Here is a 17149-nt window from a genome sequence, read left to right on the forward strand (position 1 = left end):
CCCCCCGCTACCGTCCGGCCTGCACACGAACAGGACCAATCATGCCCGGCGGATTAGCAGCCCTTCTCGACGATATTGCCACCATTGCCAAAGTAGCCGCCGCCAGCCTCGAGGATGTCGGCGGCGCTGCGGGCAAGGCTGCGGCCAAGTCCGCCGGCGTGGTGGTCGATGATACCGCCGTCACGCCGCGCTACGTCACCGGCTTCACCGCAGACCGCGAACTGCCGATCATCTGGCGCATCGCGCGCGGATCGCTGTTCAACAAGCTGGTGGTGATCACCCCGGTCATCCTCCTTCTCTCCGTCCTCCTGCCTTGGGTCATCACCCCGGTCCTGATGGCGGGCGGCGCATTCCTCTGCTTCGAGGGCGCCGAAAAGGTCATCCACGCGCTCACCCACAAGGAAGACCTTGCCGCCGAGGCGCAGGAAATGGCTGCGCCCGGGCACGAGGAAACCATGGTCAAGGGCGCGATCCGCACCGATTTCATCCTCTCGGGCGAAATCATGGTGATCGCGCTCAATGAAGTCGCCGCCGATGGCCTTGCCTTGCGCGCCTCCGCGCTTGTCATCGTCGCCATCGCAATCACCGCGCTGGTCTACGGCGCCGTTGGCCTGATCGTGAAGATGGACGATATCGGCCTCCATCTCGCCAAGCGCGAAGGCGCCGCCACCCGCGCGTTCGGACGCGGCCTCGTTCAAGCCATGCCGCATGTCCTAACCGCGCTGGCGACCATCGGCACCGCCGCAATGCTATGGGTCGGCGGGCAAATCATCGTCCACGGCGCGGGCCTGCATCCCGCCGAATGGCTGGACCTCGATGAAGGCTTCACCGCATGGCTGGCCGATGTCGCGATCAGCGGCACGATCGGCTTGGTGCTAGGCAGCGTGATCGCAGGCGTCGTCCATGTAGTGAAAGCCCCCTCCTCTTCAGAGGAGGGGGTTGGGGGTGGTGGCGGGCACTAAGCCAGCACCGGCCTGCGCTTCAGCAACTCGCCGTTCGCCGCTCCCCACGCCGCCGCCACGGCGAGGCATTCCGCATCGGCATGGACGGGCGCCGCGATCTGCAAACCAATCGGAAGCCCAGTGGGACCAAACCCCGCCGGCACCGCCACGGTCGGTGAGCCTGAAAGCGTGACGAGGCAGGTGGCCATCATCCACTCGTGATATGTGCGCATCGTGCGGCCCGCGATTTCCTTGGGATAGGTCCACTCCGCCGGAAACGGGAACAGCTGCGAGGTTGGCATGATCCAGTAGTCATAGCGCTGAAACAGCTTGGCCACCGCCCGGCTCCACCCGCTGCGCACCGTGCTCCATGCGTTCACATCGAAAGCAGAGAGCGCAAGGCCCCCTTCCACTTCCCAGATCGCCGCCTCCTTCAGCAGCGCACGCTTGGCCGGATCGTTATAGAGCGCCAGCAGATTGCCGCCCTGTTGCCAGTGGCGCAGCTTCACGAAGGCCTGCCACGCCTGCTCCACCGGGAAATCGGGCACGGCATCTTCCACCACCGCGCCCATGTCCTCGAAGCGCGTCAGCGCCTTGCGGCAGGTCTCCAGCACGCCCGGTTCATATGGCACCGCGCCGCCCAGATCGCCTGCCCAGCCGATCCGCTTGCCCTTCATCGCTTCCGGCCGGATGGCGCGGAACGCCTCTCCGCCCCCCTCCAGCATCATCGGTTTGCGCGCATCAAAGCCCGCCTGCACCGAAAACAGCAGCGCCAGATCCGCAGCACTTCGCGCCATCGGCCCGGCCACGCCCATCGAGGTCAGCCAATCATCCGGGGAATCGTTCGGCACCCGGCCCAGACTTGGCCGCAGGCCGAACACGCTGTTCCAGCCCGCCGGGTTGCGCAGCGATCCGCCATAGTCGCTGCCATCCGCCAACGGCACCAGATCGAGCGCCAGCGCCACTGCCCCGCCGCCGGTGCTTCCGCCCGCCGAACGCGTCACGTCCCACGGATTGCGCGTCGTCCCCCACACCGGATTGAAGGTATGGCTGCCAAGGCCGAACTCGGGCGAATTGGTCTTGCCGATGAAGACCACCCCGGCCTTCCTCAGCCGCTCCACCATCAGCCCGTCCGCCTTGGCCACCTGACCGCGGAAGATCGGCGAACCCATCGTGAAGGGCAGCCCCGCCACGGGCGAAAGCTCCTTCACCGCATGCGGCAGCCCGTGCAGCGGCCCCAGCGCCGCGCCAGATTTCACCGCCGCGTCTGCCGCGTCTGCCTGCTTGAGCAGCCCTGCCCGGTCCCGCAGGGCGATCACCGCATTGACCTTGGGGTTCAATCGCTCGATCCGGTCGAGATAAGCCGCCATCACCTCAGCCGCCGAAATCTGCCGCGCCGCGATCATTGCGGCAAGCCGATGCCCCGGCATCGCGGTGATCGCCCCGGAAGGCACCGCAGCCCCAACCTGCGCCTCCGCCAGAATTGCAGCGGAAGCAGCGCCAAGCGCCAAAGCGGATCGCCGTGTCAGGCGCGGGGTCTTCACCATCCCCTCATTCAAGCCCTCACGCCGCCGCAAAGCAAGTCGCTAAAGCCCCTCCCGCTCATCCTGAGCTTGTCGAAGGGGGGAGGGGTTGGGGTGGGCAAGCGGCCCAAAGCACCCCCATCCACAGCCCACGGCGCACCCGAATAAATAACAGACGCGTCTGTTATTTATAAACCGCTGTCCTACAAGCGCAGCGGTCAGGCATGGTCCCCGTCATGCACCCCGAATCCAACGCAATTCCGCCAGTTTCAGCCGCCCTGAAGGGTGCCGAAACAGGACGCGCGGGACGCTCGAGTTTCCGCTCAGGACTGTGTCAACCGTGTCAACTTGCCTCCCAAAGGCACAGGCCCCGGAGCCGCTCAGCTCCGCACCAGCGTCCCCGGCCGCGCGCCGGTGTCGGCGTCGTTTTCGCGGATCATCACCCCGTTGCAGAACGTCGCGGCATAGCCCTTCACCGGTTGCATCAGCCGCGTGCCGCCCGCCGGCAGATCGTGGTGCGCCACGTGGGGCGAAACCGTCAGCCCATCATAGTCGATCACATTGATATCCGCGCGCTTGCCCACTTGCAGCAGCCCGCGATCCTTGAAGCCATAGAGCGCGGCATTGTGCGCGGTCTGCTTGTGGACAAGGAACTCCAGCGGCAGCGTCGGCCCGCTCTTGCGGTCGCGGGTCCAGTAGCTCAGCTGCGTCGTCGGCATCGTCGCATCGCAGATCAGCGTCACGTGCGCCCCCGCATCGCTGAGGCCGGTAACGGTGTCCGGATGACGCAGCATTTCCTCCAGAACGCCAAGGCTCTTGGGCTGATTGTCCCGCGTCAGCGCCTGGAAGCTGCGGCCCTCGTCCTCCAGCATCGCATCGTAGAGGTACTCCAGCGCGTCGCGCCCTTCCGCCTTGGCCTTCGCGCCGATCGAGGCGGTCTTTTCGGCCTCCAGATTGATCGGCTCGGTCAGCGGATAGAGGCTCGCCGCCCCGCGCCGGAACAGGCCGTAGACGTTCTGCATCGAACCCGGCGCTTCATGCGGCACATCGCGTTCAGACAGGATCTGCCGCTTCACCTCGGGATCGCGCATCGCCTTGACCCGCTCGGCCAGCGGCAGGTGCGCCAGCTTCTCGAGGTAGGTCGGGCGGCGCATGAAGGCGTGATAGCTGCTGAGGCCGTGGATGAACCCGATGATGCGTGAGGGCACCTGCGGAAACAGGTGCGCGCCGCCTTCATTGGCCTCGCGGCAACGGTCCAGCATCTGCCGCCACAGGTCCGGCGCATATTCGCGGATTTCGACCAACGTGAACGTCAGCGGACGGCCGCTTTCCTCGGAAATCTTGCGGAAGAGCTCCAGCTCCGCCAGCGGCTCGCTGCGTTCGCCGCCAAGCGCTTCCAGCTTGCCGACGGTGCCCGCCGGGATCGCCTCGATCACCCCTTTGCCGAGCTTTTTGAACCGGCGGGCGATGGCCAGCAGTTCCTCTTCCGGCGCGAAGGTGCCCGGCACCGGCTCACCCCACAGCGCGCGGTGGCCGATGGTGCGCGAGGTGGAAAAGCCCACCGCGCCCGCCGCAACGGCTTCCTCGACAAGGTCAGCGATACGCTCGATTTCCTCCGGCGTCGCGTCCTCGTTGGTACGCCCGCGCTCGCCCATTGCATAATAACGCACCGCGCCGTGGGCTATCTGCGCGCCAACATCGATCGCGTATTTGCGGGAGGCGATGTAGTCCATGTATTCGGGGAAGCTCTCCCAGCGGCCCCACTCGATCCCTTCGTAGAGCGCGGTGCCGGGGATGTCCTCCACCCCTTCCATCAGCTCGATGAGCTCCTTCTCCTGCCCCGGCTTCACCGGCGCGAAGCCCACGCCGCAGTTGCCCATCACTACGGTCGTCACGCCGTTGTGCGAGGAAGGCGCAAGCTCGTCGTCCCAACTGACCTGCCCGTCATAGTGCGTATGAATGTCGATCCAGCCCGGCGTGACGATGTGCCCTTCCGCTGCGATCTCGCGCTTGCCAGTGCCGGAAATCTTCGCGCCGATCTCGGTAATCACCCCGTCCTTGAAGGCGATGTCACCGATGAACGGCGCACCGCCCGAACCGTCGACGATCTTGCCGCCACGGATGATCACGTCCTGCATCTGGCTCTCCCTCGAGCGTTGTTTGTGCGGAAGCTACGGCATGGCGGCGCGCGGCGCCCCCCACAAAAATGCTCAGCGCACCACTTCGCCGCCCTTCATCACATGCGCCACCTTTTGCAGCACGGTGATGTCTGCCGTGGGATCGCCCGGAACCGCGATCATGTCGGCAAAGTGACCCGGTGAGAGCGCGCCAACATCATTGCTCCAGCCCATCAGTTCGGCCGCGCTGGTGGTGGCCGCCTGGATCGCCTGCATCGGCGTCATCCCGTAGCGCACCATGTAGGCAAACTGCCGCGCGTTCTCGCCATGCGGGTAGACCCCGGCGTCCGTGCCGAACGAAAGCTTCACGCCAGCCTTCACCGCCTTGCGAAAGCCCAGCCGCTGCGCCTCCGTCGTCTCGTCGTTCTTGCGCAGGTAGTTCTCCGGCCACTTCTCGCGCCGGCCGACATCCGCAATGTAGTCACCGTTGTAGATATCCATGTCGAGCCACACGCCCTTGGCCTTGGCGAGAGCGATGCCTTCATCGTCGATCAGGCTGGCGTGCTCGATCGCCCGCACGCCGGCGCGGATGGCGGACTTGATCCCCGCCGCGCCATGCGCATGCGCCGTAACCCAGGATTTCCGCGCTGCCGCGACTTCGACTGCGGCGCGCATTTCATCCTCGGTCAGTTCCTGCTGCCCGGCCTCGGTCCCGCTCGCCAGCACCGCGCCGGTGGCGATCAGCTTGATCGAATCCGCACCGTGCTGGAACAGGTAGTTGACCCGCCGCGTGGTGTCCGCCGCATCGGTCACGACACCGGCGCGCATATCCTCCGGCACCTTCACGTCGGGCGAGAACCCGGTGACTTCGCCACCGCCGCCCGGCACCGTGACATAGGCGCCGACCGCCTGCATGCGCGGTCCGATCACGTCGCCCCGGTTGATCGCATCGCGCAGCTCGACATCGGCGAAGGCGCGAAAGCTGCCGACATCATGCACCGTCGTAAAGCCAGCCATCAGCGTCTGCCGCGCATGGCGCGCGCCGATATAGGCAATCTCCATAGGCGAATGGAGCAGCGGTTCGGCGACATTGTTGCTCTGTTCGGTATCGGCCAGATGCACATGGCAATCGATCAGCCCGGGCAGCACGGTGAACGCCGACCAATCAACCAGCTTCGCGCCATCAGGCACCGCGCCATCGGGCAGGACAGCGGCAACCCGGCCATCCTCCACCCGCAGCAACCGCGCGCCCAGCACCGCCCCCGCTTCGGGATCGACGAGATGCCCGGCGCGGACATAGAGCGTTTCGGCGTGGGCAGTTGGGACGGCCACGAGAGCGAGTATTGCGGGGGCGAGCGCGGCAGTCGCGAGCAGAGTGCGGATCATGGCCCTCAACCTGCCCGATCCCGACTGGATTGGCGAGAGCAAGCTACCGGATCAGGACGCCGGATTGTTCTTCGCGAGGAATGCGTCCAGCTTGTCGAGCCACAGCTTGAGATTGGCATTGCTCGAAAAGCCGTGCCCCTCACCCTTCAGCGTCACGAACTCATATTCCTTGCCCGCCTTGGCCAGCGCATCGGCGTAGAGCTTCGATTGCTTGTAGGGCACGCGCTGGTCGTCATCGCCATGCACCAGCAGCACCGGCACTTTCAGCTTGTCGATCGCATAGAGCGGCGAAACCGAAGTCAGGTCGAACTTGGCATTGTCGCCCTTGATCGTCTTGCGCCATTCGGTGCGGGACTTGCCCGAGCTGGCCATGCTATCCCAGAACTGCATCTGCCGCTTGAGGTCGGAAACCCCGGCAAAGCTGGCCGCACAGCGATAGCGTTCCGGATTGCGCACCGCGCCCCACAACGCCGCATAGCCGCCATAGGAACTGCCGACGATACAGACGCGCTTGGGATCGATCGTGCCCTGCCCGGCCAGCCAGTCCATCCCGTCATCGAGATCGTCCTGCATGGCGCGCCCCCACTGGCCTTCGCCCTTTTCGCTGAAGGCCTTGCCGTAGCCGCCCGAGCCCCGATACTCGGGCTGGAGCACGGCGTAGCCGCGGTTCGCCAGGAACTGCACTTCGACATCGTAGGAACCATTGTCGCGGATGCCATAGGGCCCGCCGTGCGGCATGATGATCAGCGACAATCCCTTGGCCGTACGGCCCGGCGGCAGCGTGAGATAGGCCGGCACATCGAGCCCGTCGCGCGTCTTGTAAGATGTGTAACGCGTTGCCGCGAGCATCCGCGGCTTCAGCTGCTCGTTGGACTGCGCAAAAAGCTGCATCACCCCGTCGCGCTGATCGAACAGGTAATAGCGGCCCGGATCGTTCGAACCGCCAAGGTGCACCAGCATCCTGAGCCGGTCGCGCGAGTAGCTCACGATCGTCGCGGCACGATCCCCCACCGCTCCGGCCACGGCCTTGTCGATCGCGTCCTGCACCTTGGCAAGCTCGGGATCGAACCAGTGCGCGCGCGAACGGTCGGTCGTGTAGTAGGCCGCCCAGAGGTCCGGGCTGTCCGGCTTGGTATCGAAATCGTCGACGTCGACCCCCGGCGCCTCGAAGACGATCTCGCCCGGCTTGCGTGTCGCGAAATTGAACCGCCACAACGCATAGCGCCCGGTCTTTTCGTTGAGCAGCTTCTGATAGCCTTCATCGCTGCCCTGAAAGATGCGCGCGACATCGTAGAACGCATCGTCATCGTCATAGTCCGCCTTCACGACGGTGCGGAAATCGTCGCCATCCTTGGCGCGGTACAGCAGTTTCCACGATTGCCCGCCAAACTGCAGCCCGGCGCGCACCACACCGGCATTGTCGGCAATCCACTTGAGCACACCGTCGCGCTGGCTGATGGTTTGCTTGAACGTGCTGGTCGCCAGATCGACCTGCCACACACTGGGATAATCGAAGATGGTTCTCCCGACGGAGATCAGCGCGGTCTTCCCTTCAGGATCGACCCACAGCACGTCATCCCCGATCAACCCCTCCCGCCTCGTGGCGATGTAGCGCTGTTCCTGCGTCGAAACGTCGTAGGCGAGCAGGCGGGTCGACCAGAAGTCCTCGCCATAGATCGGGACGGTCTGGCCAAGGCTGATCAGCACGCGGTCGTTGCCCGCCCAGCGAATCCAGTTGAGCTCCAACGACTTGCCGGGATTGAGCATCTTGTTCTTGCCGGTCGAGGGATCGAAAATCCCGATCAGCGTCTTGCCCCCGAGCGTGACTTGCGCGGCGATCAGCTTCCCGTCGGGCGAAAGCTTGGGATCGGAAATGAACGGCAGCTGGGAAAAAATCTCGGTCGAGACCTTCTCTGCAGGCCCAGCCGGTGCGCTGGCCGATACTGGGGCCGAAACTGGGGCCGGAACCGGCGCGTGAGCCGCTGCGGGCGGATCAGCCGCCCATGCGCCAGCCGGGGCCAGCGCTGCAATAGCGGCCATCAACACCGCCGCACCTGCACACCGCTTCCGAAAACCCACTGCCACCACGCCCCCGCGTTCCTGTTTACAATCAACAGGCTATGCGGACTTCCTACGGCGCTCAAGCCCGGACTTTCGCCATACTGGCGGGATCGCAGCACATCAGACAGCAGCGGCAGCGATGCGCGTTTCGAGCGTGGCCAGATCGGGCGCAGCGTGCATCGCAGCGGCGCGCACGTCTGTAAGTTCGCTGGCAAGCTCGCGCAGCAGCGCAGTACGGCGTTGCAGCCGCGCCGCATTGTCGAACGCCACACCGGGGCGCTTGGAATAGGTTGTAAACAGCGGCCCGCCCACCACCTCGGCAATTCGCGCGGGGTCTGCCGGTCGGCCGAGCCGGGGCGCCAGCGCAGCGAGCGTCGCGGCGGGATCGGCGTAGAACCGTTCGGCATCGAGCGTTACCGCCTGCGGCATGGCTTCCAGCGCGGCGCAGAAGGCCCGCATCTGCCAGAGCCACAGCGCAGTGAGGCTCTCGGCATCGCTTGCAGCGGGAGCAGCACCGGCAAACCGGGCCGCGATATCGCGCACCCAGCCGCGATGCTGCGGGCTGCGCAGGACCGCCAGCGCGTAGTCTTCAAGGCCGAGATGGAGAAAGACCGCCGGCGCCGCCGGATCGGCCGCAACGATCTGCGGGAGCAGCGCGTTGACCGGCACGTTGGCTTTGATCAGGGTCGGCTCCTCCCCGTCATAGCGGCGCGAAAGCATGGCGAGCACGAGTTGCAGCCGCGCCGGAACAGGCGCAAAAGCCAGCTGCCGCAGCGCCATCGGTTCGCGCAGGACGAGGCCGCGCGACAGGGCCTCCAGCGCGCGGGCCAGCAGCGTGGAGCCGCAGTGAGCGACATGGAAGATCCACGCGGTTGTCTGCGGCGGCGGCGCGGCTTCGGCCAGCGCAGCTACGGGCACCAGCACGGCACCATCGCGCGCCGGGGAAATCCGCGCATCGAGAAAGATCGAGCGAGCATAGGCTGCGCGGTCCATCGGGACGATCACCGCATCCGCGCCTTCGAACGAGTGAAGATAGTGATCGGGCGAGGCCGCGATGGCTGCTGGGGTAAGCTGCATGACGATGTCATAGCCCGGTTTCGCCCATGCCGCACTCCCCTCCGCTTGCGGGAGGGGGCTGGGGTGGGTTAGGCGGCAGGGACGATGCCGCAGATCGCCCCCCCCGCGCCCGGACGCCCCTACGCGGTGCTCACGCCGACCGGCGCCGAGCCGCTCGGCGTGATCGATCCAGCGCTGATCGAGGCTGCCTACAAGACCCACGGCGCGCTGCTGTTCCGCGGATTCGGAGCCGACCTCGATGCCTTCCGCCGCTTCACCCGCAGCCTCTGCGCCACTGCGGTGATCAACGAGACGCCGGGCCGCGCGGTGCTGGATGCCGGTCAGGCGATCCAGGGTGTGGACGGCGGGACCAATGCGTTCGCGCTGCACCCCGAATTGGCGCGCGAGCCGTGGAAGCCCGATGCCGCACTGTTTGGCTGCCTGAGCCCTCCGGGCACGGGCGGCGAAACCACGCTGTGCGACGGGATCGCGCTGGCTGCCGCACTGCCACTGCATGTCCGCAAGGGGCTGGAAGGCCGCCGGCTAGTGCATGTGATGGGTGTCTGGCCGGAATTGCTGCGCTTCTGGCTGGGCACGGAGACGCCGGATGACCTCACGCTGGCAAACCCGCCGCGTCCTGTGCCCTACCGCTTCTTCCGCATGCCCGACGGCCGCATCGCGCGAGAGTTCTCACGCCCCGCGCTGCACACCCCGATGTTCGCCGCTGGCCCCGCGTTCGGCAATTTCCTGCTCTTTGCCCGCTTCAACAACGGGCGAGGCAACTTTCCGCTGCTCGATGATCTGAAGCCGGTGCCCGAGGAGTGGCTGCAGGCCATTCATGCCACAGGCGAGTCGCTCACCGCCGAAGTGCGCTGGCAGCAGGGCGACGTGCTGGTGCTCGACAACACCCGCTTCCTGCATGGGCGGCGCGCGATCATGGATGCGGCCGAGCGCACCATCGCAACGTTCTTCGGCTACGTACGCTTTGCCGCGCTCGATCCGGAAGAAATGCCGCAAGCGCCCTGGCGGCAGCAGGATTTCAGGCCCCCGCTGCCGCCGGTTTAGGAGCTCAGGCGGCTTCGGCCTTGCGTTCGGCGCGTTCGAGGTTGATCGCCTCGGCCAACAGGAAGGCAAGCTCGATCGACTGCGCGGCGTTGAGGCGCGGGTCGCAATGCGTGTGGTAGCGGTCCGCAAGGCTGTCTTGCGTGAGGCCCACCGCACCGCCGGTGCATTCGGTCACGTCCTGCCCGGTCATCTCGATGTGGATGCCGCCGGCATGGGTGCCTTCCGCGCGGTGGACGGCGAAGAAGCCCTTCACTTCGCTCAGGATGCGGTCGAACGGACGCGTCTTGTAGCCGTTGTCGGCCTTGATCACGTTGCCGTGCATCGGATCGCACGACCACACCACCGGATGCCCTTCGCGCGAGACGGCGCGGACGAGCGGCGGCAGGCCGGCCTCGACCTTATCGTGCCCGAAGCGGCTGATGAGGGTCATGCGGCCGGGCTCGCGGCCCGGATTCAGCGTATCGAGCATGCGCAGCAGCGCATCGGGCGCGAGGCTCGGCCCGCACTTCATGCCGATGGGATTGCCCACGCCGCGCAGGAACTCGACATGTGCCGAGCCTTCGAAGCGGGTGCGGTCGCCGATCCACAGCATGTGCGCGCTGGTGTCATACCACTGGCCGGTGAGCGAATCCTGCCGCGTCATCGCCTGTTCGTACTGCAGCAGCAGCGCTTCGTGGCTGGTGTAGAACTTGGTGCCCTGCAGCTGCGGGACCGTGGCGGGATTGACGCCGCAGGCCTCCATGAAGTCGAGCGATTCGCCGATCTTGTCGGCCATTTCGCTGAACTTGGCCGCCCACGGGCTCTTGCCGATATGGTCGAGCGTCCACTGGTGGACCTGGCGCAAGTTGGCATAGCCCCCGGTCGAGAACGCGCGAAGCAGGTTGAGCGTGGCGGCGGCCTGCGAATAGGCGCGCAACATGCGCTCGGGGTCCGGAATGCGGCTCTCGGGCGTGAACTCGATGCCGTTGATGTTGTCGCCGAGGTAGCTCGGCAGTTCGACATCGCCGATCTTCTCGACCGGCGAGGAGCGCGGCTTGGCGAACTGGCCGGCCATGCGGCCCACCTTCACGACCGGCTGCTTGCTGGCGAACGTGAGGACGACCGCCATCTGCAGCAGCACGCGGAACGTGTCGCGGATGTTGTTCGGATGGAACTCGGCGAAGCTTTCGGCGCAGTCCCCGCCCTGTAGCAGGAAACTCTTGCCGGCCGAGACTTCGGCGAGATCGGCCTTCAGCGCGCGCGCTTCGCCGGCAAACACCAGCGGGGGAAACCGGGTCAGCGTTTCCTCGACGTGGGCGAGCTTCGCCGCATCGGGATAAGTGGGCAGGTGCTTGGCTTCTGCCGCGCGCCAGCTGTTCGCATTCCAGTTCGTTGCCACGGTACTCGCTTTCCTAAGGACGCGCGCGTTTAGCGGTACCGGGACACAAATGCAAAGGTTTGGCGGCGGCGGCCTTTCAGCGGTCCATCAGGCGGCGGTGGAAGTAGACCATTTCGAGCGCGCTGGTCTTGGCCGTTTCCTTCAGGTTCGCTCCGGCGCCGTGGCCGCCTGCGGTGTTCTCGAAGTAGAGGTAGGGCAGACCATACTCCTTCATCCGCGCGGCGAACTTGCGCGCCTGCACCGGGCCAACTCGGTCATCCTTGGTCGTCGTCCAGATCAGGGTTTCGGGATAGGCCGCGCCGCGCTTGAGGTTGGAATAGGGCGAGGTCTTGAGCCAGAAGGCCTTCTCGTCCGGATTGGCCATGGTGCCATATTCGCCCACCCATGAGGCGCCTGCAGAAAGCTTTTCATAGCGCAGCATGTCGAGCAGCGGGATCTGGATGCTGACTGCACCGAACAGATCAGGACGCTGGATCAGTTCCACGCCCATCAGCAGCCCGCCGTTCGATCCGCCATAGATGCCGAGCTTCTGCGCGCTGGTGATCTTGCGCGCCACGAGGTCTTCGGCGACGGCGGCGAAATCGTCGTAGATCACCTGCCGCTTTGTCTTGAGCCCCGCCTCGTGCCACGCCGGGCCAAATTCACCGCCGCCGCGAATATTGGCGACGACGAACGCGCCGCCCTTCTCGAGCCAGAGCTTGCCGGTGACCCCGCTGTAATGCGGCGTGTAGGAGACCTGAAACCCGCCGTAAGCGGTCATCAGCGTCGGCGTCGCGCCGGTAAGCTTCATGCCTGCGCGGTGGGTGATGAAGTAGGGCACCTTGGTGCCGTCCTTCGAGGTCGCCTCGAACTGTTCGGTTACCAGCCCGTCTGCCGCGAACCGGGCCGGGGTTTCCTTGATCTGGGCCGCAGTGCCGGCGGCGGCATCAACCTTCCACAAGGCTGTGGGCAGCAGATAGCTCTGCACCGAAACATAGGCGGTATTGGAGGTGGTGTCGCTGGAGACCATGCTGACCGCCGCGTTGTCGGGCAAGGGGAGCACGCTTTGCTGCCAGCCGCTGGGGGTGCGGGTGAAGCGCATCGCCCGTCCGCGCACGTTGTCGTAGACGGCGGCCAGCACGTGATCGCGCGTCACCGCAACCTCGTCAGCATCGGCAGACTGGCGCGGGCCCGGCGCGAAGATCAACTCGGGCGCGGCCTTGCCTGCGGGATCAACCGCGACCAGCGAGCCGGCGGAAATGGCTGGGCCTCCGCTCGGGTTCCAGTCCTCGTTGACCTGAAAGATCAGGCGGCCCTGCGTGAGGCCTGTCACCGTGCTCTTGCGCGGCACCGCGATGGGCGTGGTGCCCTGCGCCGTGACGCGGACAAATTCGGCCTCGAAGAAGGTGACCCCGCGCATGATGACGACTTCGCTATGGCCTGCGCCATCGGTGAAGGTGCGCGGAATGACAAAAACATCGTCGGGCTTGCCGCGAAACACTTCGGGGGCAGCGTCCAGCGGCTGCCCGCGCCGCACCCGCTTGACCACGAACGGATAGCCGCTTGCGGTCATGGTGCCTGCCCCCCAATCGCGCGCGGCGATCAGGCTGTCAGGCGTCTCCCAACTCACCCACTGCTTCGATTTGGGCAGCGCGAAGCCGCCATCGACGAAGCTGCGGGTCGCCATATCGAACTCGCGCTGCGTATTGGCGTCCTCGCCGCCGTCAGACAGGGCAATAAGGCAGCGCTTCTCGGCGAGCGGCTCGCAGTTGGCACCGCCCCAAACCCAGTTGGCCTTCTCAGCGGCAGAGAGTGCGTCGAGATCGAGCAGCGTCTGCCAGGCCGGCTCTGCCTTCTCGTAATCGGCCGGCGTGGTCATGCGCCACAGGCCGTGGACGTGGGCGCCATCCTGCCAGAGGTTGGCAACCTTCCCGCCGATCTGGCGCGGCATCGCGATGCGGTCGGTCGCTTCGGCGATCTTCAGCGCATCAGCCTCGAACCCGGCATAGCGCGGGTCCCGCTCCAGCACGCCCAGCGAGCGGGCGTTCTCCGCCTCCACCCACGCCATCGCGCGAGGCGAGTTGACCTCTTCCAGCCAGATATAGGGATCAGGCGCCTCAGCCACGGCTTGCGCCAGTACAGGACTGGCTGTGACGGCCAAGGCCGTCGCCGCGAAGAGGACGAAACGCTGCATGAAAGCACTCCCTGAAGACCATTGCGGCGACCCTACCGGCAGCCTTCCCGAGGTCAAGCAGCCCCGTTGCCAGCACGTGCTAATCCCAGTGCTCGATCTCGTCGCCCGATACGCAAGTCCATGGATGCATTCGCGTTTCGTAGACCGAGAAGCGCGGCGGGGGGAACGCGGGATCGGCAAAGGCGCCCACCGGCACGGCGGTCAAATCCGGCATGCTGGCGGAGGCGAAAGTCAGCGTCGCGCCGCAAGTCGGGCAGAAGCGGAAGGTCGCGGGCTTGCCGCTCTCGCCCACGCGGGTCCACTCGTGGAAGGTGCCGACGAGGCTTACCTGCTCGTGCGGCCAGCGCGCCTGCACCGCAAACGCACTGCCGCTGCGCTTCTGGCATTCGAGACAGTGGCACACCGAAACCCGCACCGGCTCGCCCGTGCAAGCCGCGGTCAGCTGGCCGCAGCGGCAGGTAGCGGTGCGTTCCGTCACTTCCCCGGCACGACCTTGAGCCGCCATGCCTTGCCAGGCACCAGATAGCGCTTGGCCAGCAGTTGCAGCCGCTCGGGCGTGATCGCGCTGTAGTCCGAGAGGATCGAGCGGATCTGGGTGAACTTCTCCGGTTCGAGCGCGCCGCCTTCAAGCTGGTACATGTAGAAGCCGTTGCCGGTGCTGGCGCGGGTAATCAGCTGCTTCATCGGCTCGGTCACGCGCGCGATTTCATCGGGCGTGGCGGGCGAGGCGGCAAGATCGGCGGCGATCTTGTCGGTCGCGGCGAAGAACGCCGTCAGATCGCCCGGACGCAGCTGGCTGGTGGCTGCGAGATAGCCGCCCGAAGGCAGATCGAGCGGCCAGTTCGACGAGACCTGCGGCGCGTAACTCGCGCCAATCTTCTCGCGCATGGCGTCGAACAGGCGATTGTTGAACACCTGCGAGAGCAGCTCGAGCTGACGCGCTTCATGGAAGCCCGTGCTGCCGCCACCGGTAGGCCATGCCACCAGCGCAGCGGCCGTATTGGCGTCACCGTGATGGTTCAGAGTCAGCGGATCGCCCACCGGTTCGGGAACCTTGGGCGCAAAACCGGTGGCCGGAAGCGGATCGCGCGGCGGGAGTGCGCCGAATGTCCGCTCAAGCGCGGCGACCGTTTCGTCGCGGTTGAAATCGCCGAAGATATCGACCTCGATCGGCCCCTGCCTGAGCAGCGCAGACCACACGCGGCGGAAGCCTTCGGGGTTCGCCTTCGCAAGTTCGGCCGGATTGGGCACGGCGTAGCGCGGATCGCCGTCCTTCAGCAGCCAGCCCACATCGCGCCCTAGCACCGAAGCCGCCGAGGCATTGGTCGATTCATAAGCCAGCCGCGCCGCAGCCTGCGCACGCACGACCGGGTTGGGATCCCAGCGCGGCATCGCGAGCTTGGCGGCGAAGAGATAGAGTTGATCGGCGAGATCCGCCGGGCGCGTATCGGCGCTGAACTTGAACGTCGTATCGTCGATATCGAAATCCAGGCTCAGCTTGCGGCCTGTCGCCAGCCGGTCAAGATCTTCGCGCCCCACGTTACCGAAGCCCGTGTCCATCAGCGCCGTCTGGCCCAGCGAGGCATAGACCGCGTCCTTGGGATCGATCACGGCATAGCCGCCGCCGAAGTGGATGCGCACGATCACGCGGCCCGGCTCCGCTTCGTTTGACCAGAGCAGCGCCTTGACGCCGTTGGAAAGCTCGATCCGCTCGATGCCAAGGAGGCTGGTCGTCTCGGCATTGGTGAGCTTGCCGGGCGTGCCGATCGGGGGCAGGTCCTTGAAGCTCAGCGAACTTGCCGCAAGGCGGCTACCCGAAGACGGCGCGACGGGTGCCAGCAGCGCGGTGCGCAAGTCTGCCTCGGTCCCATCGGAAGCCTTGGGCGTGATCATGACCGAGCGGACCACGGTGCCCTTGAACAGCGCCCGCGTGTGATCCAGCACCGCAGCCGGCGTGAACAGCGGGATCGACGAGCGGAAGATGCTGTAGACCGTGTCGGGGTTGGCGACCGTCTCGCGGATGTCGACCGCGTCGGTGATGTCATCGGCGAGTTTCGATCCGGCGAGGGTCTCCTGCGTTTCGACCGGCACCTTGAAGGCTACGTCGAACTCGGCCACTTCGCGGGCGATTTCCTCTTCGGTCGGCGGCGTTGCGAGCGCATCGGCGATAACGGCGCGGACGTCCTTGACCGCAGCTTTCCAGTCGTCGGTGAGCGGCGTCACCGTCACCAGTGTCGCATCGGCGGAGCGGCTGATGCGCTGCTGCTCGACCGAGGCGGCGAGATAGCTTCCGCCGGCGCGGGCGCGGCCTTCCAGCCGCCGGTTGATGATCGCAATGCCGAGGCGGTCGATCATCAGGCCCTGGTTGTAGACGATCGTATCGTTGACCTTGTGCCAGGGGCGCAGCACGGCATAGTTGAACACGCGCGGCAGGTCGGGTTCGACAAGAACCTTGGCATCGCCAACCGGGTTGGCCGGATCACCGCCGACCGGCGCCTTCGGGGCGCCGAAATCCGGCAGCGGCGGGCGCTTTCCGGTGCCCTTCCACGTCCCGAACCACTGCTTGATCCGCGTAATCAGCGCCTGCGGATCGGCATCGCCCGCGACCACGATGACGGCATTGTCGGGCCGGTACCACGCATCATGGAAGGCCTTGACCTTTGCCGGAGTCGCGCCGTTCAGCGTTTCCTCGGTGCCGATCGGCGAACGGCTGCCCAGCGGCTGTCCGGCGAAGAACACACCGCGCGTGCCATCGAGAATGCGCGTCTGCGGACCTGAACGCTCGCGCATTTCCGCGAGCACGATCGGCACTTCGGTCTTCACGCCTACATCGGTGAAAATGGGCGCGGTAATCATGCCGGAAAGCAGGCGGAACGTCTCGTCGAGCTTGGCGGACGAAACGTCGGGAATGTCGAGCTTGTAGACGGTCTGCGTCGGGCTCGTCTCGGCATTGGTATCGCTGCCGAACGTCGCGCCGAGGCGCTGCCACGCCGGGATCGCCTCACCCGCCTTGAGGTATTTCGAATCGCGGAAGGTGAGATGCTCGATGAGGTGCGCATAACCGCGCTGAGGATCGGTCTCGTAGAGCGAGCCCGCATCGATCAGCATGCGCACCGAAATCTGGCCCGGCGGCACCCCGTTGTGGCGCACAGCATAGCGCAAGCCGTTGGGCAGAACGCCGAATATCCACGCCTTGTCCTGCGGCACGTCGCTGCCGCGATAGAGCCACGGCCCGGACCCGATTGCCGCCTTCGGGGCCGCTGCAGGCTTGGCAGGTGCTTTCGCAAGGACTGGCGAGGAAAGCCCGAGCAGACCGATCAGGACGGCGGAAACAACGGGAGCGAGAGCACGGGGCGTACGCGGGGCGAACCGGGACAGAAAAGCCATGCGCCCTGTATAGGGCGGCAAGAAATGAAGGACCAGTGAATTGGTCCCTCACCTCCTGCCGC

Annotated in this window: 11 protein-coding genes; 2 read left to right on the forward strand and 9 right to left on the reverse strand. The window is 66.0% G+C overall.

All coding sequences use genetic code 11. The annotated features are described in order from the left end of the window. Positions 1–41: 41 nt before the first annotated feature. Positions 42–962: a DUF808 domain-containing protein gene (locus NSE01_RS05615; protein WP_147158648.1), complete on the forward strand. Its 921-nt coding sequence runs from the start codon at positions 42–44 to the stop codon at positions 960–962. Here NSE01_RS05615 and NSE01_RS05620 read toward each other — a convergent pair. The 5 genes from NSE01_RS05620 to NSE01_RS05640 all read right to left on the reverse strand — a co-directional run bounded on the left by NSE01_RS05620 (position 959) and on the right by NSE01_RS05640 (position 9105). Then, the gene (locus NSE01_RS05620; protein ID WP_246135047.1) at positions 959–2485 is read right to left on the reverse strand and encodes an amidase; all 1527 of its coding nucleotides are present in this window, start codon (positions 2483–2485) and stop codon (positions 959–961) included. The genes NSE01_RS05615 and NSE01_RS05620 overlap by 4 nt on opposite strands. 359 nt (positions 2486–2844) lie before the next feature. Beyond that, positions 2845–4602, reverse strand: coding sequence for an N-acyl-D-amino-acid deacylase family protein (locus tag NSE01_RS05625; RefSeq protein ID WP_147158650.1), 1758 nt, complete (start codon positions 4600–4602; stop codon positions 2845–2847). A gap of 72 nt (positions 4603–4674) precedes the next feature. Then, positions 4675–5967 (reverse strand): Xaa-Pro dipeptidase, encoded by a 1293-nt coding sequence (locus NSE01_RS05630; RefSeq protein WP_147158651.1) that lies wholly within the window; start codon positions 5965–5967, stop codon positions 4675–4677. A 51-nt stretch (positions 5968–6018) separates the two neighbouring features. Then, positions 6019–8007, reverse strand: a complete 1989-nt coding sequence (locus NSE01_RS05635) for an alpha/beta hydrolase family protein (protein ID WP_147158652.1) — start codon at positions 8005–8007, stop codon at positions 6019–6021. A gap of 141 nt (positions 8008–8148) precedes the next feature. Further along, positions 8149–9105, reverse strand: coding sequence for a hypothetical protein (locus tag NSE01_RS05640; RefSeq protein ID WP_147158653.1), 957 nt, complete (start codon positions 9103–9105; stop codon positions 8149–8151). A gap of 84 nt (positions 9106–9189) precedes the next feature. Here NSE01_RS05640 and NSE01_RS05645 point away from each other — a divergent pair, with 84 nt between their 5' ends. Next, positions 9190–10149, forward strand: a complete 960-nt coding sequence (locus NSE01_RS05645; RefSeq protein WP_147158654.1) for a TauD/TfdA family dioxygenase — start codon at positions 9190–9192, stop codon at positions 10147–10149. A 4-nt stretch (positions 10150–10153) separates the two neighbouring features. Here NSE01_RS05645 and NSE01_RS05650 read toward each other — a convergent pair whose 3' ends face one another. From NSE01_RS05650 to NSE01_RS05665, 4 genes are all read right to left on the reverse strand, one after another. Beyond that, positions 10154–11527: a class II 3-deoxy-7-phosphoheptulonate synthase gene (locus NSE01_RS05650; protein ID WP_147158655.1), complete on the reverse strand. Its 1374-nt coding sequence runs from the start codon at positions 11525–11527 to the stop codon at positions 10154–10156. Between the two features lie 76 nt (positions 11528–11603). Beyond that, positions 11604–13700, reverse strand: coding sequence for a prolyl oligopeptidase family serine peptidase (locus NSE01_RS05655; protein ID WP_147158656.1), 2097 nt, complete (start codon positions 13698–13700; stop codon positions 11604–11606). Between the two features lie 79 nt (positions 13701–13779). Further along, positions 13780–14178 carry a GFA family protein gene (locus tag NSE01_RS05660; RefSeq protein WP_147158723.1) on the reverse strand — a complete coding sequence of 133 codons (399 nt, stop codon included), beginning with the start codon at positions 14176–14178 and terminating at the stop codon, positions 13780–13782. Next, a complete protein-coding gene (locus tag NSE01_RS05665; protein WP_147158657.1) occupies positions 14175–17087 on the reverse strand; it encodes a M16 family metallopeptidase in 2913 nt (970 codons plus the stop codon). Before NSE01_RS05665 ends, NSE01_RS05660 begins: the two co-directional genes overlap by 4 nt. Positions 17088–17149: the final 62 nt, after the last annotated feature.

The organism is Novosphingobium sediminis, from assembly GCF_007991615.1.
Lineage (GTDB): Bacteria > Pseudomonadota > Alphaproteobacteria > Sphingomonadales > Sphingomonadaceae > Novosphingobium > Novosphingobium sediminis.